This is a genomic window from Vogesella lacus (assembly GCF_979366295.1).
In genome coordinates this window covers 14333-34016 of sequence record NZ_CEETQT010000005.1, presented here as the reverse complement: position 1 = coordinate 34016, position 19684 = coordinate 14333, and the positions used below count along the sequence as shown (strand labels likewise).

21 protein-coding genes are annotated in these 19684 nt (G+C 59.7%); 19 read left to right on the top strand and 2 right to left on the bottom strand.

Annotated elements, in window-relative coordinates; translation table 11 throughout:
- Nucleotides 1-82 precede the first annotated feature (82 nt).
- Nucleotides 83-1375: a 3-phosphoshikimate 1-carboxyvinyltransferase gene (gene aroA, locus ACZ9W6_RS07640; protein ID WP_465190501.1), complete on the bottom strand. Its 1293-nt coding sequence runs from the start codon at nucleotides 1373-1375 to the stop codon at nucleotides 83-85.
- Between the two features lie 149 nt (nucleotides 1376-1524).
- On the opposite strand from aroA, the gene cmk reads away from it, so the two are divergent.
- The 14 genes from cmk (at nucleotide 1525) to zapE (ending at nucleotide 14021) form a co-directional block, all read left to right on the top strand.
- Nucleotides 1525-2184, top strand: coding sequence for a (d)CMP kinase (gene cmk, locus ACZ9W6_RS07635; protein ID WP_465190500.1), 660 nt, complete (start codon nucleotides 1525-1527; stop codon nucleotides 2182-2184).
- Nucleotides 2185-2303: 119 nt separating this feature from the next.
- Nucleotides 2304-3989, top strand: coding sequence for a 30S ribosomal protein S1 (rpsA, locus tag ACZ9W6_RS07630; RefSeq protein ID WP_465190731.1), 1686 nt, complete (start codon nucleotides 2304-2306; stop codon nucleotides 3987-3989).
- A 9-nt stretch (nucleotides 3990-3998) separates the two neighbouring features.
- A complete protein-coding gene (locus ACZ9W6_RS07625; protein ID WP_465190730.1) occupies nucleotides 3999-4295 on the top strand; it encodes an integration host factor subunit beta in 297 nt (98 codons plus the stop codon).
- Between the two features lie 150 nt (nucleotides 4296-4445).
- Entirely contained in the window at nucleotides 4446-4736 is a 291-nt protein-coding gene (locus tag ACZ9W6_RS07620; protein ID WP_465190499.1) for a lipopolysaccharide assembly protein LapA domain-containing protein, read from the top strand.
- 38 nt (nucleotides 4737-4774) lie between these two features.
- The gene (gene lapB / locus ACZ9W6_RS07615) at nucleotides 4775-5938 is read left to right on the top strand and encodes a lipopolysaccharide assembly protein LapB (protein ID WP_465190498.1); all 1164 of its coding nucleotides are present in this window, start codon (nucleotides 4775-4777) and stop codon (nucleotides 5936-5938) included.
- Nucleotides 5939-5959: 21 nt separating this feature from the next.
- Complete coding sequence (gene pyrF, locus ACZ9W6_RS07610) at nucleotides 5960-6706, top strand: orotidine-5'-phosphate decarboxylase (protein ID WP_465190497.1); 747 nt, start codon at nucleotides 5960-5962, stop codon at nucleotides 6704-6706.
- The gene (locus ACZ9W6_RS07605; protein WP_465190496.1) at nucleotides 6703-8022 is read left to right on the top strand and encodes a UDP-glucose dehydrogenase family protein; all 1320 of its coding nucleotides are present in this window, start codon (nucleotides 6703-6705) and stop codon (nucleotides 8020-8022) included. The genes pyrF and ACZ9W6_RS07605 overlap by 4 nt, the downstream gene beginning before the upstream one ends.
- A gap of 8 nt (nucleotides 8023-8030) precedes the next feature.
- On the top strand, nucleotides 8031-8993 hold the full coding sequence (rfaE1, locus tag ACZ9W6_RS07600) for a D-glycero-beta-D-manno-heptose-7-phosphate kinase (RefSeq protein ID WP_465190495.1): 963 nt from the start codon (nucleotides 8031-8033) through the stop codon (nucleotides 8991-8993).
- Nucleotides 8994-9019: 26 nt separating this feature from the next.
- Nucleotides 9020-9598, top strand: coding sequence for a DUF924 family protein (locus tag ACZ9W6_RS07595; protein ID WP_465190494.1), 579 nt, complete (start codon nucleotides 9020-9022; stop codon nucleotides 9596-9598).
- Nucleotides 9599-9613: 15 nt separating this feature from the next.
- On the top strand, nucleotides 9614-10609 hold the full coding sequence (gene rfaD / locus ACZ9W6_RS07590) for an ADP-glyceromanno-heptose 6-epimerase (protein ID WP_465190493.1): 996 nt from the start codon (nucleotides 9614-9616) through the stop codon (nucleotides 10607-10609).
- Nucleotides 10606-11064, top strand: coding sequence for an NUDIX hydrolase (locus ACZ9W6_RS07585; RefSeq protein WP_465190492.1), 459 nt, complete (start codon nucleotides 10606-10608; stop codon nucleotides 11062-11064). The genes rfaD and ACZ9W6_RS07585 overlap by 4 nt, the downstream gene beginning before the upstream one ends.
- A 53-nt stretch (nucleotides 11065-11117) precedes the next feature.
- Nucleotides 11118-12011 carry a cysteine synthase CysM gene (gene cysM, locus ACZ9W6_RS07580; RefSeq protein ID WP_465190491.1) on the top strand — a complete coding sequence of 298 codons (894 nt, stop codon included), beginning with the start codon at nucleotides 11118-11120 and terminating at the stop codon, nucleotides 12009-12011.
- A gap of 315 nt (nucleotides 12012-12326) precedes the next feature.
- Complete coding sequence (locus tag ACZ9W6_RS07575; protein WP_465190490.1) at nucleotides 12327-12671, top strand: hypothetical protein; 345 nt, start codon at nucleotides 12327-12329, stop codon at nucleotides 12669-12671.
- A 192-nt stretch (nucleotides 12672-12863) separates the two neighbouring features.
- Nucleotides 12864-14021, top strand: coding sequence for a cell division protein ZapE (gene zapE, locus ACZ9W6_RS07570; protein ID WP_465190489.1), 1158 nt, complete (start codon nucleotides 12864-12866; stop codon nucleotides 14019-14021).
- Between the two features lie 60 nt (nucleotides 14022-14081).
- Here zapE and ACZ9W6_RS07565 read toward each other — a convergent pair whose 3' ends face one another.
- Nucleotides 14082-14978, bottom strand: coding sequence for an SPOR domain-containing protein (locus ACZ9W6_RS07565; protein ID WP_465190488.1), 897 nt, complete (start codon nucleotides 14976-14978; stop codon nucleotides 14082-14084).
- Between the two features lie 144 nt (nucleotides 14979-15122).
- On the opposite strand from ACZ9W6_RS07565, the gene ndk reads away from it, so the two are divergent.
- From ndk to ispG, 5 genes are all read left to right on the top strand, one after another.
- The gene (gene ndk, locus ACZ9W6_RS07560; RefSeq protein ID WP_465190487.1) at nucleotides 15123-15548 is read left to right on the top strand and encodes a nucleoside-diphosphate kinase; all 426 of its coding nucleotides are present in this window, start codon (nucleotides 15123-15125) and stop codon (nucleotides 15546-15548) included.
- A gap of 86 nt (nucleotides 15549-15634) precedes the next feature.
- Complete coding sequence (gene rlmN, locus ACZ9W6_RS07555; RefSeq protein ID WP_465190486.1) at nucleotides 15635-16726, top strand: dual-specificity RNA methyltransferase RlmN; 1092 nt, start codon at nucleotides 15635-15637, stop codon at nucleotides 16724-16726.
- On the top strand, nucleotides 16726-17469 hold the full coding sequence (gene pilW, locus ACZ9W6_RS07550; RefSeq protein ID WP_465190485.1) for a type IV pilus biogenesis/stability protein PilW: 744 nt from the start codon (nucleotides 16726-16728) through the stop codon (nucleotides 17467-17469). The genes rlmN and pilW overlap by 1 nt, the downstream gene beginning before the upstream one ends.
- Nucleotides 17470-17477: 8 nt before the next feature.
- Nucleotides 17478-18368 (top strand): RodZ domain-containing protein, encoded by an 891-nt coding sequence (locus ACZ9W6_RS07545; protein ID WP_465190484.1) that lies wholly within the window; start codon nucleotides 17478-17480, stop codon nucleotides 18366-18368.
- A gap of 6 nt (nucleotides 18369-18374) precedes the next feature.
- Nucleotides 18375-19649 carry a flavodoxin-dependent (E)-4-hydroxy-3-methylbut-2-enyl-diphosphate synthase gene (gene ispG / locus ACZ9W6_RS07540; RefSeq protein ID WP_465190483.1) on the top strand — a complete coding sequence of 425 codons (1275 nt, stop codon included), beginning with the start codon at nucleotides 18375-18377 and terminating at the stop codon, nucleotides 19647-19649.
- Nucleotides 19650-19684 lie beyond the last annotated feature (35 nt).

Here is a 19684-nt window from a genome sequence, read left to right as displayed (position 1 = left end):
CTGCCGGTATCTCTTGGGATCAGGCATGAAAAAAGCCGCCAGCCCGAAACGGGTGGCGGCCTGTGATGCCTTGTGGTGACGGTCAGCTGCGCGCGAGTTTGGCCAGTACGCTGAAGTAGTCAGGGAAGGTCTTGGCGACGCAGTTCGGGTCGTTGATCACCACCGGCGTGCCCAGCAGCGAAACCAGCGAGAAGCACATTGCCATGCGGTGGTCGTCGTAGGTGTCGATCTCGGCATGGGCAATCAGTGTGGTCGGTGGCGTGATGCTGATGCTGTCCTGGGTTTCGACAATCGTCGCGCCGACCTTGCGCAGCTCGATGGCCATCGCCGCCAGACGGTCGGTTTCTTTCACGCGCCAGCTTTCCACATTGCGGATGATGGTGGTGCCGTTGGCGGCCAGCGCGGCCACCGCGATGGTCATCGCGGCATCCGGGATGTGGTTGAGATCGACATCAATCGCTTTCAGGCCGCCAGCCGGTGCGCTGGCCTCGATCCAGTTGTCACCCATGGTGATCTGCGCACCCATCAGCGCCAGGGTATCGGCAAACTTTACATCGCCCTGGATGCTGCTGCGGCCAACCCCTTCCACCCGCACCGGGCCACCAGCCAGTGCGCCGGCGGCGAGGAAGTAGGACGCGCTGGAGGCATCGCCCTCGACATGGATTTCGCCGGGGCTTTGATAACGTTGGCCGCGTGCGATGGTGAAGCGCTGCCAGCCATCGCGTTGTACCGTTACGCCAAAACGTGCCATCAGGTTCAGGGTGATCTCGATATAAGGCTTGGAAATCAGCTCGCCGATGACTTGAATGGTTACTTCCTCGCCGGTGGCCGGTAGGGCCATCAGCAGGGCGGTGAGGAACTGGCTGGAGACATTGCCCTTGACCGGGATCGTGCGGCCGGTCTGCACCTTGGCCGGCGAGATCTGCAAGGGCGGGAAGCCTTCGTTGCCCTGATAGGCGATATCGGCACCGGCTACGCGCAGCGCGTCAACCAGATCGCCGATCGGGCGTTCGTGCATGCGTGGCACGCCGTGCAGGTGATAGCTGCCCTGCATCAGCGCCAGCGCCGCGGTCAGCGGACGGAAGGCAGTGCCGGCATTGCCAAGAAACAGATCAGCCTGCTTGACCGGGAATTCGCCAGCGGTGCCATGCACCAGAAAATCACGGCTGTCGCCTTGTTGTTCGACCTTGACGCCTAGCTTGGCCAGCGCCTCCAGCATGCGGCGGATATCGTCGGAGTCCAGCAGGTCTCGCACCAGGGTCTGACCATCGGCCAGTGCTGCCAGCAGCAGGGTACGGTTGGAAATGCTCTTGGAGCCGGGCAGCTTGATACTGCCTTGCAGGCGCGGCGTCGGGTGCAGGGTCAACTGTTCCATAAGTAATGGTTTTCCGTGGGTTGGGCTGGCTCTGTCGGCCAATCGGGTGATCTCTGAACAGGCAATGTAAAGCTTTGTGCAGTGCGATGCAAACCGCCCCGCCGTGCCAGTCTGCGCTACAATGACCGGTTTCAGTTTGCGAGACAGCCATGAATACGCTCAGACCCGTGATTACCATTGATGGCCCGTCTGCCTCCGGCAAGGGTACGGTGGCAGCGCTGGTGGCGCGCAAGCTCGGTTTCCACTATCTGGATTCCGGCGCGCTTTACCGCCTGGCGGCCTTGTATGCGCTGCGCGAAGGCGTGAGCTGGGAGGATGAAATGGGGGTGGCCGCCGCTGCCGCCCGCCTGCCTGCCGCCTTTCACGACGACAAAGTGTGGCTGGATGACAACGATGTGAGTGCGGCTATTCGTGCCGAAGATATCGGTATGGGTGCCTCCCGTATTGCCGCTTTGCCGGCTGTGCGCGCCGCCTTGCTGGAAAGACAGCGCGCCTATCAGCACGCACCCGGCCTTGTGGCGGATGGTCGTGATATGGGTTCGGTGGTTTTTCCGCGCGCAGAATTGAAGATTTTCCTGACGGCCAGCGCCGAAGAGCGCGCGTGGCGACGCTATAAACAGTTGATCGCAAAAGGGGAATCTGCTAACCTCGCCCAGATTCAGCTGGACATTTCTGAGCGGGACGCGCGCGATGCCGCCCGTACAGTTGCTCCGCTGCGACAAGAACCGGATGCCCGTTTGCTGGACACCTCGGCACTGAATATCGACCAGGCGGTCGATCAGGTGCTGCAGTGGTTCGCCGAGCGTTAAGGCACCGGTTTCTTGTTTTCTGTTTTACGTTGTTGCCCCTCCTTGCAGCAGCAACGCCCCCAAACTTACCCGCGTGACGCAAGGCATGCTTTAAGAGAAATCTGATGACTAACCTCGTTATGGATAGCTTCGCCGCCCTGTTCGAAGAGAGCCTGGCTCTGCAAGAAATGCGCGCCGGTGAAGTAATCACCGCTGAAGTCGTAGGCATTGACTCCAACTTCGTGACCGTGAATGCCGGTCTGAAGTCCGAGTCCCTGATTCCGGTTGAAGAGTTCAAGAACGACAACGGCCAGGTTGAAGTTGCTATCGGCGACTTCGTGACTGTTGCGATCGACTCCCTGGAAAACGGCTTTGGCGAAACCAAGTTGTCCCGCGAGAAGGCCAAGCGTCTGGCCGCGTGGATCGACCTGGAAGAGGCTCTGGAAGCTGGCAAGATCCTGTCTGGCGTGATCAGCGGCAAGGTCAAGGGTGGTCTGACTGTTATGGTCAACGGCATCCGCGCCTTCCTGCCGGGTTCCCTGGTTGACGTACGTCCGGTGAAAGACACCACTCCGTACGAAGGCAAGGAAGTCGAGTTCAAGGTAATCAAGCTGGATCGCAAGCGTAACAACGTGGTTGTATCCCGCCGTTCCGTACTGGAAGAAACTCTGGGCGAAGAGCGCAAAGCTCTGCTGGAAACCCTGCGCGAGGGTCTGGTTGTCAAGGGTATCGTCAAGAACATCACCGACTACGGTGCGTTCGTTGACCTGGGCGGTATCGATGGCCTGCTGCACATCACCGACCTGGCATGGCGCCGTGTGAAGCACCCGTCCGAAGTTCTGGCCGTTGGTGACGAAGTTGAAGCCAAGGTACTGAAGTTCGACCAAGAGAAGAACCGTGTATCCCTGGGTCTGAAGCAACTGGGCGAAGATCCGTGGGTGGGCCTGTCCCGTCGTTACCCAGCCGGCACCCGTCTGTTCGGCAAGGTAACCAACCTGACCGACTACGGTGGCTTCGTTGAAATCGAGCAGGGCATCGAAGGTCTGGTACACGTATCCGAAATGGACTGGACCAACAAGAACGTACATCCATCCAAGGTAGTTCAGGTTGGTGACGAAGTTGAAGTCATGATCCTGGAAATCGACGAAGACCGTCGTCGTATCTCCCTGGGCATGAAGCAGTGCCAGCCAAACCCATGGAATGAGTTTGCTGACAACTTCAAGAAGGGTGACAAGATCAAGGGCGCCATCAAGTCCATCACCGACTTCGGCGTATTCGTTGGTCTGCCAGGCGGCATCGACGGTCTGGTTCACCTGTCCGACCTGTCCTGGAACGTTGCCGGCGAAGAAGCCGTTCGCAACTTCAAGAAGGGCGACGAAGTTGAAGCCGTGGTTATGTCCATCGATGTCGAGAAAGAGCGCATCTCCCTGGGCATCAAGCAGCTGGAAGGTGATCCGTTCAACAACTACGTTGCCATGAACGACAAGGGTGCTCTGGTTAAAGGCGTTGTGAAGTCCGCCGATGCCAAGGGTGCTGTTGTTCAGCTGGAAGGTGATGTTGAAGGCTACCTGCGTGCTTCCGAAGTATCGCGTGACCGCGTTGAAGACATCCGCACCCACGTTAAAGAGGGTGACGAAGTTGAAGCCGTGATCATCGCTGTTGATCGCAAGGCACGTTCCATCAGCCTGTCCATCAAGGCCAAGGACGCTCAAGAAGAGAAGGCAGCTCTGGGTGCCATCGCTTCCGAAGCCAGCGCCAACGTTTCTTCCGGTACTACCAGCCTGGGCGCTCTGCTGAAGGCTAAACTGTCCGGCGGCAACGAATAAGTGATGGATATGACCAAATCTGAGCTTATTGCAAGGCTTGCCGAGCGTTATCCTCAGTTGGTCGCGAAAGATGCTGAGCTGGCCGTCAAGACCATTCTGGATGCGATGGCCGGCAGCCTGGCAAAAGGGCAGCGAATCGAAATTCGCGGCTTCGGCAGCTTCGATTTGAACTACCGTCCGCCGCGTATCGGTCGCAACCCCAAGTCCGGCAGCAGTGTTGTCGTTCCTGAGAAATACGTTCCTCACTTCAAGGCGGGGAAAGAGCTGCGCGAACGCGTGGATCTCTCCCTCGAGGATGCTGATTAAGCATTCGGGCCAGCCTGGAAAAAACGCTGCAACTGCAAAGTTGCAGCGTTTTTTTATTGCCGTCAGGCAGGCGCATGCCCTGTTGGCGAGCATCGCCACGCGCTTTCGTTTAAACTTGCAGCGGACTTCTATCAAGGCTGGAGGGCTGGAATGCGTTATCTCGTGCGTCTTTTGGAATTGCTGCTGCTGGTATTGCTGGTGGCGGTGACGGTGCAAAACAGTGCGATCGTCGAGTTCAAGCTGTTCTTTGGCCATGCCTGGGAAGTGCCGCTGATTCTGCTGCTGCTGATTTTCTTCGTCGCCGGGGTGCTGATTGCCATGCTGGCAACCTTTACCTATTCCTTGCGCGTACGTCGCGAATTGTCCCAGCTGAAAAAGGAAATGCGCGCGCGGCAGAATGCCCGCACCGTGCATGATCCCAGTGATGCCCTGGCTGATTGAGCGGGCAAACAGAACAACAAAGTAGTCGAGGGTAGGGTTTGGATATCGAACTGTGGTGGTTATTGCTGTTTCCGGCGTTTTTTGCACTGGGATGGCTGGCTGCGCGTGTCGACATGCGCAGTGTATTGAAGCAGGCACGCGAAGTGCCTATCGGTTTTTATCGGGGGCTGGATGCACTGGTCGATGACAAGACCGACATCGCCTCGCGGTCGCTGGCCGAGGTGGCACGTGCCCATCCGCATGCCCTCGAAGTGCAGCTGAGTCTGGGCAAGCTGTATCGCCGTCGTGGTGAAAACGACAAGGCGATTCGTCTGCATCAGCAGGTGCTGGAGTTGCCGGATCTGAACCGCGAGCAGAAAGCACTGGTACGTTTCGAGTTGTCGCAGGACTTTCACAAGGCGGGCCTCGTGGATCGTGCCGAAGAAATCCTGCTGAAACTGCTGGATAGCCCGACCATGGGCAAACCGGCACGCGAGCAGTTGCTGTCGATTTACCAGCAGGATCGCGACTGGCAAAAGGCGATCAGCACCGCGCGCGAATTGCGCAATGACGCGCACTCCTTTCAGCACGAAGTGGCGCAGTTTTATTGCGAGCTGGCCCAGGCAGCGCTGTACCAGTCTGACTATGCTCAGGCACGCCAGTATGTGAGCGAGGCCTTTGCGGCCAACCGCAAATGTGTGCGCGCCAGCATTCTGCTTGGCGATATCGAGACGGCTCAGGGCCTGCATGAGGCAGCGATTGCCGCCTGGCAGGGCATCGAAAAACAGCATTACGAATACCTGGCGATGGTCGCCGAACGGCTGTTTGATGCTTATGAAGCATTGGGCAAGCCGCAGGAAGGCATTGCGCTATTGCGTGGATATCAGCGCACCTTCTCGCAGCTGGAGCTGACCGACCTCTTGTACCAGAAAATCGCGACTTACGAAGGCGAAACCAAGGCACTGGAAGCCGCACGTGAAGCCGTGCATGCGCGCCCGAGCCTGTTGGGGGTGTACCGCCTTGTCGAGTCGCAGATGGATGAATTGAGTGCCGACGGCCGCATGGATGCCGAGGTCGCGCGCTCGCTCATCATGAAACATGCGCAGCGTCTGACTGTGCATCGCTGCAAATGCTGCAATTTCCGCTCGCGGGCTTTCTTCTGGCACTGCCCGGCCTGCGGCGAGTGGGAGAGCTTTACGCCTAACCGCTCGGAAAACCATTGATACCGGATTGAAGAACAAGACATGAACCCACTGATTTCTGCAGGCCATGCGGCCAACGTAGCGTCCCCGGTGCTGGTGGCGCTGGACTTCCCGACAGCTGAAGCGGCACTGGCCTTTGCAGCCCGTCTGGATCCTTCGGCTTGCCGCCTGAAAGTTGGCAAGGAACTGTTTACCGCCGCCGGTCCGAAACTGGTCGAGCAGTTGGTCGCACGCGGTTTCCAGGTTTTCCTCGACATGAAGTTCCACGATATCCCGAATACCGTGGCGCACGCCTGCAAGATGGCAGCCGAGCTGGGTGTCTGGATGGTGAACGTTCACGCCTCCGGTGGTCGCCGCATGATGAGTGCCGCCGCCGAAGCACTGGCCGGCTACAGCCAGCGTCCGCTGTTGATCGGTGTGACCGTGCTGACCAGCATGGAAGCCAGCGATCTGGCCGAAATCGGCATCACTGTGTCGCCGCAAGAGCAGGTACTGCGTCTGGCGACGCTGACCCGCGACAGCGGTCTGGATGGCGTGGTGTGCTCGGCGCAGGAAGCCAGCCTGCTTAAGGCGCAGCTGGGTAGTGAATTCAAGCTGGTAACGCCGGGCATTCGTCTGGCCGACAGCGCCGCTGACGATCAGCGCCGCGTGATGACACCGGTTGCCGCACTCGAAGCTGGTGCCGACTATCTGGTGATTGGCCGTCCGATCACCCAGTCGGCTGACCCGCTGGCCACGCTGGCCGCGATCAATGGCGACATCCAGCAATACTACGCGAGCAAAGCATGAAGATAACCGTAATTGGCTCCGGCTATGTGGGCCTGGTCACCGGCACGTGTCTGGCTGAAGTCGGCAACCATGTGCTGTGTCTGGACGTGGATCCGGCCAAGATCGCCATGCTGCAGGCTGGCGGTATCCCGATTTACGAGCCGGGTCTGGATGATATGGTGAAGCGCAATGTGGCCGCCGGTCGCCTGCGTTTTACTACCGATGTCGCCGAATCGGTCGCTTACGGCGATATCCAGTTCATCGCCGTCGGCACGCCGCCGGACGAGGACGGCTCCGCCGATCTGCAATACGTGCTGGCGGCTGCGCGCAATATCGGCCAGCACATGACGGATTACAAGATCGTGGTCGACAAGTCCACCGTGCCGGTCGGCACCGGTGACAAGGTGCGTGCTGCGATTGCCGACACCCTGGCTGCACGCGGTGCTGACCTGCCGTTTGCCGTGGTGTCCAACCCCGAGTTCTTGAAAGAGGGCGCGGCGATCGAGGACTTCATGAAGCCAGATCGTATCGTGGTTGGTGCTGACGACGAGCGTGCCATCGAGACCATGCGCCGCCTGTACTCGCCGTTCCAGCGCAATCACGAGCGTATCCTGTTCATGGATGTGCGCTCAGCCGAGCTGACCAAATATGCGGCCAACGCCATGCTGGCCACGCGTATTTCCTTCATGAACGAGCTGGCCAATCTGGCCGAAACCCTGGGTGCCGACATCGAGCTGGTACGCAAGGGCATCGGTTCTGACCCGCGCATCGGCTATCACTTTTTGTATCCGGGCACCGGCTACGGCGGTTCCTGCTTCCCGAAAGACGTGAAAGCACTGGTGGCTACCGGTCGCGAAAACGGCCACGCCATGCGTGTGCTGAATGCGGTCGAGGCGGCCAACGATGCGCAGAAGCTGCGTCTGGTGGAGAAAGTCGTCGCCGCCTTTGGTGATGATTTGTCCGGCCGTCGCTTTGCTTTGTGGGGCCTGGCGTTCAAACCGAATACCGACGATATGCGCGAAGCGCCAAGCCGCGTGATTGTCGACGAGCTCACCCGTCGTGGTGCCGAGGTAGTGGCCTTTGACCCGGTGGCCAGCGAAGAAGCGCGTCGCGTCATGGGCGATAATCCGCGCCTCGTGTTTGCCGACGACATGATGTCGCCGCTGGATGCGGCTGATGCCTTGCTGATTGCCACCGAATGGAAGGCCTTCCGCGCGCCGGACTTCGACGCCATCCGTCAGGCGCTGAAGCAGCCGTTCATTTTTGATGGTCGCAATATGTATGATCCGGCCTGGCTGCGTGGCCAGGGCTTTATCTATCACGCTATCGGTCGTTGAGGTCAGCAATGGGTTTTATTGACAGTCTGGGCCTGCAGCCGGCCACACTGGCTGAAAAACTGGCCGCCAGCCGCGTGCTGGTGGTCGGCGATGTGATGCTGGACCGTTACTGGTTCGGCGATGCCACCCGTATCTCGCCCGAGGCACCGGTGCCGGTGGCACACATCACCCGCATGGAAGAGCGTGCCGGTGGTGCGGCCAACGTGGCGCGCAATATCGCCAGCCTCGGCGGCAAGGCCACCATCCTGTCGGTGGTCGGCGATGACGAAGCCGGTACGGCGCTCGAGCGTCTGATGCAGCAGGACGGCATCCAGGCTTCGCTCAAGCGCGATGGCAAGATTTCCACCACCATCAAATTGCGCGTGGTCGCGCGCCAGCAGCAGCTGATCCGCCTCGACTTCGAGGACAATCCGGGTCATGAAGTGCTGGCCGCCAAGCTCGACGAATACCAGTCGCTGCTGGCCGCGCATGATGTGGTGATCCTGTCCGATTACGGCAAGGGTGGCCTCACCCACGTAACGCGCATGATCGAACTGGCGCGCGCCGCCGGCAAGCCGGTGCTGATCGACCCGAAAGGCGACGATTATAGCAAGTACGCCGGTGCCACCTTGCTGACGCCGAATCGCAGTGAGTTCCGCCAGGTGGCCGGCAAATGGGCCGACGAGGCACAGCTGAGTGCCAAGGCGCAGGCCTTGCGCGCCGAGCTGAATCTTGATGCCTTGCTGGTGACACGCAGCGAAGAGGGCATGAGTCTGTATCGCGCCCACGATGTGGTGCACGAGCCGACCCTTGCGCGCGAGGTGTACGACGTCTCCGGCGCGGGTGACACGGTGATTGCCACCTTGGGCCTGATGTTGGCCGCAGGGCTGGATCAGCCGCTGGCGATGCGTCTTGCCAATGCCGCGGCTGGCATCGTGGTGGCCAAGCTGGGCACGGCGGTGTGTCAGCAGGAAGAGCTGTTCGCGCTGTAAAACGCAGACTGGCAAAGGGGCAAGCGATGGACCGCTTTCAGCAAGTATTGCAGTTCTGGTTTGGCGGCAGCGACGAGGCCGCCTTGTCCCGCCCGCGCGGTGAATGGTTTCGCAAGGACGAGGCTTTTGATGCCGCCATCCGCCAGCAGTTTGGCGATTTGCCGGCGCAGTTGGCCGCAGGCGATTTGCAGCCGGATGCGGCCAACGTCGGGCAGTGTCTGGCAGCGCTGATCGCTACCGACCAGTTTGCGCGCAATCTGTATCGCGGCAGCGTCGCGGCTTTTGCCTGTGATGCGTGGGCGCTGACGCTGGCCAAACAGCTGTTGGCCGCCAATCTTGATCAGCAACTGCCGCCGGTTGCGCGCTGGTTTGTCTATCTGCCGCTGGAACACAGCGAGAATCTTGCCGATCAGTACGAGGCGGTGCGCCGCTTCGAGAGCCTGCCGGCTGACAGCCCCGGTCGCGACAGCGTGATTGATTATGCCCACCGCCATCGCGCGGTGATCGAACAATTCGGCCGCTTCCCGCACCGCAATGTGGCGCTGGCGCGGCCTTCCACTGCCGAAGAGCTGCACTATCTGGCTCAGCCGGGCAGCGGCTTCTGAACTAAGGGAAACAGCATGACTATCGTGGTCACCGGCGCGGCCGGTTTTATCGGCTCGAATATCGTCAAGGCGCTGAATGCGCGTGGCGAAACCGACATCATTGCCGTCGACAACCTCAGCAATGGCAACAAGTTCGTCAATCTGGTGGATTGCGAGATTGCCGACTACCTCGACAAGCAGGACTTCATCAATCTGATCGGCAGCGGCGATTTTGACGGCGAAATCCGCGCCATCCTGCATCAGGGTGCTTGCTCGGACACCATGAATCACGACGGCAAATACATGATGGAGAACAACTACCAGTACACGCTGGAGCTGTTCGAATTCTGCCAGGCCGAGGAGATTCCATTCCTGTATGCGTCCAGCGCCGCCACTTACGGCAAGGGCAGCGTGTTCAAGGAAGAGCGCCAGCATGAAGGCCCGCTGAATGTTTACGGCTATTCCAAATTCCTGTTCGACCAGATCCTGCGCCAGCGCATGGCTGAAGGCCTGACCGCGCAAGTCGCCGGCTTCCGTTACTTCAACGTCTACGGCCCGCAAGAGCAGCACAAAGGTCGCATGGCCTCGGTCGCCTTCCACAACTTCAACCAGTACCGCGAAACCGGCAAGGTCAAACTGTTCGGCAGCTATGACGGCTACGCCGACGGCACCCAGAGCCGCGACTTCGTGTCGGTGGAGGATGTGGTCAAGGTCAACTTGCACTTCCTCGATCACCCGGAAAAATCCGGCATCTTCAACCTCGGCTCCGGTCGCGCCCAGCCGTTCAACGACGTCGCCGTGGCCACCGTCAACGCCTGCCGCCGCCACGAAGGCAAGCCGGCACTGACGCTGAGCGAGCTGGTAGAGCAGGGCATTCTGGAATATATCGACTTCCCTGACGCACTGAAGGGCAAGTACCAGAGTTTCACCCAGGCCGATATCGGCAAGTTGCGCGAGGCCGGTTACAGCGCGCCGATGCTGACCGTCGAGCAGGGTGTCGATCGCTATGTGGACTGGCTGATCCAGCGATGAGTCGTGCCGCACTGCGGGTGCGCCGCGCGGCGCGCCTGCTGATGCTGGATGATCTTGGCCGCGTGTTGCTGTTTCCGTTTCAGCCGCAGGGCACTGATGGCCCGATCGAATACTGGTTTACCCCGGGCGGCGGCGTGGAAGAGGGCGAAACTGTCGCCGAGGCAGCGCAGCGCGAATGCTTCGAGGAAACCGGCTTTGTGCTGGCCGAGCCGGGCGAAGCGCTGGCTACCCGCCAGTTCGAGCTGACGCTGCTGGATGGCGAGCGGGTGTGGGCCGAAGAGCATTACTTCATCGTGCAAGTTGGCGATCATCAGCCCGACAGCCGTGGCTGGACAGAGCAAGAGCGGGCATGCATGGGCGCGGCACGCTGGTTTGACCGCGAAATGCTGGCCTCGCCACCGCAAGCGGTATTTCCCGAAGGGCTGGCCAGCATCCTGGCTGCCCGGCAAGTTTGAACGGTTGGCCGCATTTGCGGCCAACCTTGTTTTGCACAATACGAAAGCAAGAGATGGCGCAATTCAAGTATCTGGAAGACTTTGTCGGCAATACCCCGCTGGTGCGCCTCAAGCGCCTGCCTGGCAACCGTAACAACATCGTGCTGGTCAAGCTCGAAGGCAATAACCCTGCTGGCTCGGTAAAAGACCGTCCGGCGCTGTCGATGATTTGCCACGCTGAAGCGCGCGGCGACATCAAGCCGGGCGACACCCTGATCGAGCCGACCAGCGGCAATACCGGCATCGCGCTGGCGATGGCCGCCACCATGATGGGCTACAAGATGATCCTGGTGATGCCGGAAGGCTCCAGCCAGGAGCGCGTCGACACCATGCGCGCCTACGGTGCCGAGGTCATCCTCACCCCCAAGGCCGCCTCCATGCCGGGGGCGATTGACGAAGCGCGCCGTCTGCAGGCTGCCGGCGTTGGCTGCATCCTTGATCAGTTCGCCAATCCCGACAATCCACTGGCTCACATCGAAGGTACCGGCCCTGAAATCTGGCGCGATACCGAGGGCAGCATCACCCACTTTGTGTCCAGCATGGGCACCACCGGTACCATCATGGGTACCAGCAGCTATCTGAAGGCGCAGAATCCGGCGATCAAAATCATCGGCGTGCAGCCGCAAAGCGGCAGCCAGATTCCCGGCATCCGCAAATGGGAGGCCGAATACCTGCCGAAAATCTGCGACTTCTCGCGCATTGACGAGCTGATGCTGGTTGACCAGCAAACCGCCGAGAACACCGCCCGCGCCCTTGCGCGCGAAGAAGGCATCCTCGCCGGCCCATCCTCCGGCGGCGCACTGGCCGTGGCCTTGCAGCTCAATCAGCAGCTGGAGAATGCGGTGATCGTGTCCATCGTCTGCGATAGAGGCGACCGGTATCTGTCGACGGGATTGTTCTCGCAGTAAAAAGCTTGGCCGCAGTGATGCGGCCAATTTTTTGCAACCTTTCAAACCATGCTGATCAGGTGAGTAGCCTCGCTGAATCTCCGCTGTTTTGCTGTCTTATAAAATTACTGGTTTTGAATGATCTGAGGGACGGCATTTATGTACGTAATGATTGATGGGGAATATGCGGATGCCGAGTTGGGATATTTACAGGAGTTTCTGGCTATGTTGGATAGCAAGATATCTGGGCTCGAAAACGGGTGTGTAGGTAGTGATGGTCCACGTGACAAGTGTGAATACTTCATCGGTCTCGGTTTTGTCGCAATGTAGCAGTACATGATTGATACGCTTGGCTCAGATACGCGTAAAGCTGCGGCACTTGAACTGGGGCCAGTCGACTCGGGAGGGGATACAGTTGTCTCTGCGATCAATGCCGCGGCGAATTGGTGGAAGCATTCTTCAGAGTGGCCTTTGACTCGCGCTGAAGAGTTGTCAGCCAATTCAGCGCGACCTGCTGCAAGAACTCGGGAAATTGTTTCAAAATCATCGGAGTCGACTGATTTTCCACTTAGTAATTTACTTGCATGGCTGTCGAAAGGGGATGGCAGTCTGGCTTTAACAGAATTGCTGCCAAGCTTGGTTCAGTGGCGCGCAGAGGTCGAAGGTTTTCTTGGAAAATAGCCGCAAGTAGGCTGTGGCAGTTTGATACTGAACCGAAGAAAGCTAGAGTTTTCTTTGTGTTGAATGACCAAGGTTGGCCGCCAGCATTAGCTCATTGCGGCCAACCTTTCCGGCCCGCATCCGCTTTCCCGCTGCAGGGTGGCGGCTAAAGCGGTTATCATGTCAGGGTTCTGAATTGACCTGCTGCCCGCCATGTCCCAACACGTTTTCTCGCCGCCTACCGATGGCTCGATGAGCCCGCAACAATGGTATCAATCGCTGCATGGCCAGCCGGGTTTCATTGCTGATGCCTCGCAAGCCGCCGCCATCGAACAGCTGGATGCCTTGTGGCAGCGGCTGATGGAGTTCAAGTCCAAGCGCAACCGTTTTCTCGGGCGCAGCCTGCGTAGCCCCGATGTGCCGCGCGGCCTGTATTTCTGGGGCGGGGTGGGGCGCGGCAAGAGTTTTCTGATGGACGCCTTTTTCGGCTGCCTGCCTTACAAGCGCAAGCGTCGCGTGCATTTCCATCATTTCATGGCCGAGATTCACAAGCAGCTGCGCACCTTTCATAACGAGGCTGATCCACTGAAAACCGTCGCTGCACGCATTGCCAAAGACGTGCGTGTACTGTGTTTTGACGAGTTTCATGTCAGCGATATTGCTGATGCGATGATGCTTGGCCGGTTGTTTACCGAGCTGTTCCGTCGCGGCATTGTCTGCGTAATGACCTCGAACTATCCGCCCGATGATCTGTACCCGAACGGCCTGATGCGCAGCAATTTCCTGCCGACCATCAAGTTGCTGAAAGATCACCTTGATGTGCTGAATGTGGACAGTGGCAATGACTACCGTCTGCGCGAACTGACACGGGAAGGCCTGTTCCATGTGCCGGCTGACGAGGCGGCCGAGGCGAAGATGCTGGCGATGTACGAACGGCTGACCGCTGCGGCCAACCCTTTGCCGAATGTGCTGCAGGTGCTCGGGCGCGAGATTCCGGCGAAACACCACGCGCCGGGCGTGGTGTGGTTTGACTTTGCCGCGATCTGCGATGGTCCGCGTGCGCAGACCGATTATCTGGAGATCGCCAGTACTTATCACACGGTATTCGTGTCCGGCATCCCCAAGCTGGCGGCGAAGGATTCTTCGGTAGCGCGGCGTTTTACCTGGCTGGTGGATGTGTTTTACGACCACCGCGTGAAGTTCATTGCCAGCAGCAGCGTACCGGCCGAAGAGATTTATACCGAGGGGCTGCAGGCCAGCGAGTTCTTCCGTACCGCCAGCCGTCTGACCGAAATGCAGTCGCAGACCTATCTGGCGCTGCCGCATCTGGTGGATGACTTCAAGATTGGCGAGGGGATTACCGAGACTTGATATTGCGTTTCGGTGTGAATAAAACGTTGGCCGCAAGCGTTGCTTGCGGCCATTTGTTTATCAGGAACCGAGCGGGATCAAGAGCGGCTGATAGCCGAGGGCCTTGAGCTTGTTCATTGCTTCTTCGGCTTCGGCGCGGGTGCGGAAGGGGCCGAGCTGTACGCGGGTCTCGGTACGGGCGGCGATGCCGCGCTTCTTGAGGTCGTCGATCAGGCGATCGGCGTTTTCTGGTGTGGCAAACAGGCCGAGTTGTACCTGGTAGCCGAAGGAGCTGCCAGCCGGGGCGGTCTGGCTGTTGCCGGCGCGCGGGATGATACGCGGCGCGGCGACAGTTTCGTCACCCGGCAGGGTGATGTGGCTGGGAGCCAGCGCAGGTGTCTTGGCGGTAGCGGCCACTGCTGGGGTCTGCGCCGCTGTCGCGGCAGGGCGCGCTGCGGCTGCCGGCGGGTTGGCCGCAGGCTGACGGGTAGGCGTGCTGCTGGACGGCGTGGTTGTGGCCGGTATCGCAGCTGCGTTCTGCTTCAGCGCTGGCGTTGTGGTGGCTGGCACCGGATTGGCACTCCTGGCCAGTGGCTGGCTGATACTCGGCGGCGGGACGGCTGGTGTGCTGCCGACCATCGCCGGCTTGCCTGTGACGGCAAGCGGACTGCCCTGACTCGGCGATAGCGGGGTGTTGCTGTGTGCGATGCTGGCTTCGGCTGTTGGCGCGCTGGCAACGGCGGCACTGGCTATCGGGGCTTCGACCACAAAGGCGGCTTCGCTGGCGTCTTTCTGCACGATCTTGCCACTGCTGATCGGCTGGCTGGCTGGCGTGCTGGCAGCCTCATCCTTGCCCATGCCGTTGATCAGCGGAATGGCGGCCAGCGCAACCAGCGCAAGGCCGGCGGCAATGGCAATACGTTTCTTGATTTGACCCGACAGGGCCGGGTCGGACTGTGATGGGGTATCGGCTGGCATGAGGCTTTCCGGGTTTGCAATCTATGCAGCAAATGCAGCTAAACACTGGTAAACTAACGGGTTCCTCAAAATCGGATACCCGGTGGGCGGCTTTAGGCCGACCCGCCAAGTTTAACCATATCGCCTGAAAACCGGGAGTTTATTATGGCAATCGAACGTACCCTGTCCATCATCAAGCCGGACGCAGTAGCCAAGAACGTAATCGGCAAGATCTACGATCGTTTCGAGACCGCTGGTCTGAAGATCGTTGCTGCCAAGTACAAGCAACTGTCGCGCGCTGAAGCCGAAGGCTTCTACGCCGTTCACAAAGAGCGTCCTTTCTTCAACGATCTGGTGAACTTCATGATCTCCGGCCCGGTTATGATCCAGGCGCTGGAAGGCGAGAACGCCGTTCTGAAGAACCGCGAACTGATGGGCGCGACTGACCCGAAGAAAGCCGACGCCGGTACCATCCGCGCCGACTTCGCCGAGTCCATCGACGCTAACGCCGTTCACGGTTCCGACAGCCTGGAAAACGCCGCTATCGAAGTGGCTTACTTCTTCGCTGCGACCGAAATCGCTTCGCGCTAAGTTTTGCCGGTTGCGGCCAATCTTGGCCGCAACCTTGTTGTACCCGGCAGCTGCCGCTTCGGCGGCTGCCCGTAACCGAGATTGACATGAAGACCAACCTGCTCGACTTCAACCTGCCTCAACTGACCGACCATTTCGCCGCGATGGGCGAGAAGCCGTTCCGCGCCAAACAGATCATGCGCTGGATGCACCAGATGGGCGAGGCGGATTTTGATGCCATGACCGATATCGCCAAGAGCCTGCGTGCCAAGCTGCACGACACGGCCTGTGTGCGCGTGCCGGATCTCATGGTGCAGCAGGCATCGGAAGATGGTACCCGCAAGTGGCTGCTCGACGTGGGCACCGGCAACGGTGTCGAGACCGTGTTCATCCCCGAGGATGATCGCGGCACCTTGTGCATATCATCTCAGGTTGGCTGTGCGCTGGAGTGTACGTTCTGCTCCACCGGCCGCCAGGGCTTCAATCGTAATCTCAGCACCGCCGAGATCATCGGCCAGCTGTGGTGGGCCAACAAGGCTATGGGCGTGACGCCGAAGAACGAGCGCGTGATCTCCAATGTGGTGATGATGGGCATGGGCGAGCCGCTGGCCAACTTCGACAATGTGGTGTCGGCCCTGCAGATCATGCTCGACGATCACGGCTACGGCCTGTCACGCCGCCGCGTGACGGTGTCGACCTCAGGCATGGTGCCGCAGATGGACCGGCTGAAAGAGGCCTGTCCGGTGGCGCTGGCGGTGTCGCTGCATGCATCGAACGATCGCATCCGCGATGAGATCGTGCCGCTGAACAAGAAATACCCGCTGAAAGAACTGATGGCTGCCTGCCAGCGTTACTTGGTAAAAGCACCGCGCGATTTCATTACCTTTGAATACGTGATGCTTGACGGGGTGAACGACAGGCCGGAACATGCGCGGGAACTGATTGCGCTGGTACGTGACGTACCATGCAAGTTCAATCTGATTCCGTTCAACCCGTTCCCGAATTCCGGTTACGACCGTTCCAGCAATAACAGCATCCGCGCTTTCCGCGAAATCCTGCAGGAAGCCGGCTTTGTGGTGACGGTTCGCAAGACGCGTGGTGATGATATTGATGCCGCCTGTGGCCAGCTGGCCGGTCAGGTGATGGACAAGACCCGCCGTCAGGAAAAGTGGATACGCATCGCAGAAGGAAATAGCTGATGATCCGTTCGCGCTTCGTCGCCGTGTTGTTGCTGGCCGCCTTGTCAGGCGTGTCCGCCTATGCTGCAACCGCTACGCCGCGCGAACTGGCCCAGACCCGGGCGCTATTGGCTATCGAATACATGAAGTTCGGCAATATGCGCGTGGCGCTGGAAAATGCCGAACAGGCGATTGCCTTTGATCCGGCCTACCAGGATGCTTATCTCGCCAAGGCGCTGATCTATATGCAGCTTGGCGTGTCGGCCGAGGCTGAAAAAGCTTTCCAGCAAGCCTTGAAGATCGACCCGGCCAACCCCGAGGTCAACAATAACTACGGCTTGTACCTGTGCGGCAATAACCGTTTTGACGAAGCGCAGGCGCGCTTTGATCGCGCGCTGAGCGATCCGTTCTATGCTACGCCGCAATCAGCAATGATCAACCGGGCCCAGTGTTTTGTGCGCATGGGGCAGAATGATCGCGCCAACGAATGGCTGCTGGCCGCGCTGCGCCGTTCGCCGAATGATGCGCTGGCGCTGCGCGAGCTGTTCAGCCTGGCGGTACAGAATCGCAATACGGCCTTGGCCAGCATGTACTTTGACCGTTTGAAGCTGGATGAAAACAGAATGCAGGCAGCGGATCTCTGGCTGGTAATCCGTTTTGCACGCCTGAAGCAGGACCGCTCGCTGGAGCTGCGTCTCGCTGCCTTGCTCAAGAAAAAATACCCGGATACCCGGGAAGCACAACTGCTGCTGACAGGAAACTGAATACCACCATGCACACAAGCGAGAGCAGTCTGGATAATTCGACATCACTGGGCGCATTGCTGCGCGCAGAGCGTGAAAAGCGCGGGCTGAGCCTGGGCGAGGTTGCCGAGCGCCTCAAGCTGTCACTCAAACAGCTGAGCGCCATCGAGAGTGATCACTGGCATCAATTGCCGGGTACGACTTTTGCGCGCGGTTTTGTGCGCAGCTATGCGCGCTATCTGGAACTTGACGAGCAGCAGATGCTGCAACTGCTGGATGCCAGCCTGCCAACCGCAGCGCCTGCGGCCAACGTTGGCGAAGCGGTAAAACCGCAAGCTGCGGCAGAAACTCATGGCAAGGCCCCGGCAGCAGCGTCTTCTTCGTCCAAGGCATCCTTGTGGATTATCGGTCTGGTGATGGTCGCTGTTGGTGGCTATTCGCTGTACAGCAAACAGGCTGACAAGCCGGCCGAGCCCGTGCAGGCTTCGGCACCGCTGGCGCAGCAACCCGCTTCCGAGGCGTTTGCCGAAGAGCAGGCGGCGACCGAAGTACCAGCACCGGTAACGGCAGAGGCTTCTGCCGCCGTGCCGGTTGCACCGGTCGTGACACCGGCCCCGGCGGTAGTGTCTGCAGCCCCGGCTGTTGTTGCCGCCAGTGCGCCGGCAGCTGCTGTGGCTGCGGCCAACGTGGCGATCGAGATTCGTGCCAGCGCCGAGAGCTGGGTGGAAGTGCGTGATCGTGACGGCAAGAAACTGATTTTCGGTCTGGTGCCGGCCAATGGCAGCAAGAGCGCCAGCGGCAATGGCCCCTTGAAGGTATTGATCGGCAATGCACAGGCAGTGCAGCTGATGCACAATGGCCAGCCGGTTGATCTGACCGGCAAGATTCGTGGCAGCACCGCCAAACTGGAATTGAACTGAGAATAGATGGACGCAGCAATCAAACGTCGCAAGACCTTGCAAGTGGCCGTTGGCCACATGATGGTGGGCTCGGATCATCCGGTAGTCGTGCAGTCGATGACCAATACCGATACCGCCGATGCCGAGGCAACCACCCGTCAGGTTTACGAGCTGTCGCAAGCCGGCTCGGAAGTGGTGCGTATCACCGTCAACAGCCCGGAGGCCGCGGCCAAAGTCGCCGAAATCCGTCAGCGCCTCGATGACCTGGGCTGTGATGTACCGCTGGTTGGTGACTTCCATTTCAATGGTGATCGCCTGCTGAAGGACTACCCGGACTGCGCGCGCGCATTGGCCAAATATCGTATCAATCCCGGCAATGTCGGCAAGGGCGCGAAGGGTGACGACAAGTTTGCCTTCATGATCCGCACCGCAGCCGAGCTCGACAAGGCCGTGCGTATCGGCGTCAACTGGGGCTCGCTTGATCAGGTGCTGCTGGCGCGCATGCTGGACGCCAACAATCTTGCGGCCAACCCGCTGTCGCTGGACAAGGTCATGCGCGAGGCGCTGATCGTGTCGGCGCTGGAGTCTGCCGACAAGGCGATGGAGCTGGGCCTGCCGGCCAACCGCATCCTGCTGTCGTGCAAGGTCAGCAATGTGCAGGATCTGATTACCGTTTACCGGGATCTGGGCAGTCGTTGCGACTTCCCGTTGCATCTGGGCCTGACCGAGGCCGGCATGGGCAGCAAGGGTATCGTGGCTTCCAGCGCGGCCTTGGCCATTCTGCTGCAGGAGGGCATTGGCGATACCATCCGTATCTCGCTGACCCCGCAGCCGGGCGAGGCGCGTACCAAGGAGGTCGTGGTAGCGCAAGAGCTGCTGCAGACCATGGGCCTGCGTTCATTTACGCCGCTGGTTACCGCCTGTCCTGGCTGTGGCCGTACCACCAGTACCTTCTTCCAGGAACTGGCCGACGATATCCAGACCTTCCTGCGCGAGAAGATGCCGGTATGGCGCTTGCAGTATCCGGGCGTGGAAGACATGAAAGTTGCGGTAATGGGCTGTGTAGTGAATGGCCCTGGTGAATCCAAACTGGCCGATATCGGCATCAGCCTGCCGGGTACCGGTGAGGTGCCGGTGGCGCCGGTCTATGTTGACGGCCAGAAAGACGTTACCCTGAAGGGCGAGCACATTGCCGCCGAGTTTCAGGCAATTGTCGAGAATTATGTCCGCAGCCGTTATGGCGAAGGTGGCAGCAAGCGACGCGAAGGGGCGGCGCGTACCATCGCTATCAAGGCTGTGTAAGCTCGCGGCCAACCCTGGCTGCATGCGTTGAAGAA

What these genes read in the sequence shown, in the direction of transcription:
- ACZ9W6_RS07545 (WP_465190484.1), top strand. Translation starts at nt 17,478, where the DNA reads ATGCACACAAGCGAGAGCAGTCTGGATAATTCGACATCACTGGGCGCA.
- rlmN (WP_465190486.1), top strand. Translation starts at nt 15,635, where the DNA reads ATGAAGACCAACCTGCTCGACTTCAACCTGCCTCAACTGACCGACCAT.
- ndk (WP_465190487.1), top strand. Translation starts at nt 15,123, where the DNA reads ATGGCAATCGAACGTACCCTGTCCATCATCAAGCCGGACGCAGTAGCC.
- pilW (WP_465190485.1), top strand. Translation starts at nt 16,726, where the DNA reads ATGATCCGTTCGCGCTTCGTCGCCGTGTTGTTGCTGGCCGCCTTGTCA.
- ACZ9W6_RS07625 (WP_465190730.1), top strand. Translation starts at nt 3,999, where the DNA reads ATGACCAAATCTGAGCTTATTGCAAGGCTTGCCGAGCGTTATCCTCAG.
- rfaE1 (WP_465190495.1), top strand. Translation starts at nt 8,031, where the DNA reads ATGGGTTTTATTGACAGTCTGGGCCTGCAGCCGGCCACACTGGCTGAA.
- ACZ9W6_RS07595 (WP_465190494.1), top strand. Translation starts at nt 9,020, where the DNA reads ATGGACCGCTTTCAGCAAGTATTGCAGTTCTGGTTTGGCGGCAGCGAC.
- cmk (WP_465190500.1), top strand. Translation starts at nt 1,525, where the DNA reads ATGAATACGCTCAGACCCGTGATTACCATTGATGGCCCGTCTGCCTCC.
- ispG (WP_465190483.1), top strand. Translation starts at nt 18,375, where the DNA reads ATGGACGCAGCAATCAAACGTCGCAAGACCTTGCAAGTGGCCGTTGGC.
- zapE (WP_465190489.1), top strand. Translation starts at nt 12,864, where the DNA reads ATGTCCCAACACGTTTTCTCGCCGCCTACCGATGGCTCGATGAGCCCG.
- ACZ9W6_RS07605 (WP_465190496.1), top strand. Translation starts at nt 6,703, where the DNA reads ATGAAGATAACCGTAATTGGCTCCGGCTATGTGGGCCTGGTCACCGGC.
- cysM (WP_465190491.1), top strand. Translation starts at nt 11,118, where the DNA reads ATGGCGCAATTCAAGTATCTGGAAGACTTTGTCGGCAATACCCCGCTG.
- ACZ9W6_RS07565 (WP_465190488.1), bottom strand. Translation starts at nt 14,978, where the DNA reads ATGCCAGCCGATACCCCATCACAGTCCGACCCGGCCCTGTCGGGTCAA.
- pyrF (WP_465190497.1), top strand. Translation starts at nt 5,960, where the DNA reads ATGAACCCACTGATTTCTGCAGGCCATGCGGCCAACGTAGCGTCCCCG.
- aroA (WP_465190501.1), bottom strand. Translation starts at nt 1,375, where the DNA reads ATGGAACAGTTGACCCTGCACCCGACGCCGCGCCTGCAAGGCAGTATC.
- ACZ9W6_RS07620 (WP_465190499.1), top strand. Translation starts at nt 4,446, where the DNA reads ATGCGTTATCTCGTGCGTCTTTTGGAATTGCTGCTGCTGGTATTGCTG.
- rpsA (WP_465190731.1), top strand. Translation starts at nt 2,304, where the DNA reads ATGGATAGCTTCGCCGCCCTGTTCGAAGAGAGCCTGGCTCTGCAAGAA.
- ACZ9W6_RS07585 (WP_465190492.1), top strand. Translation starts at nt 10,606, where the DNA reads ATGAGTCGTGCCGCACTGCGGGTGCGCCGCGCGGCGCGCCTGCTGATG.
- ACZ9W6_RS07575 (WP_465190490.1), top strand. Translation starts at nt 12,327, where the DNA reads ATGATTGATACGCTTGGCTCAGATACGCGTAAAGCTGCGGCACTTGAA.
- rfaD (WP_465190493.1), top strand. Translation starts at nt 9,614, where the DNA reads ATGACTATCGTGGTCACCGGCGCGGCCGGTTTTATCGGCTCGAATATC.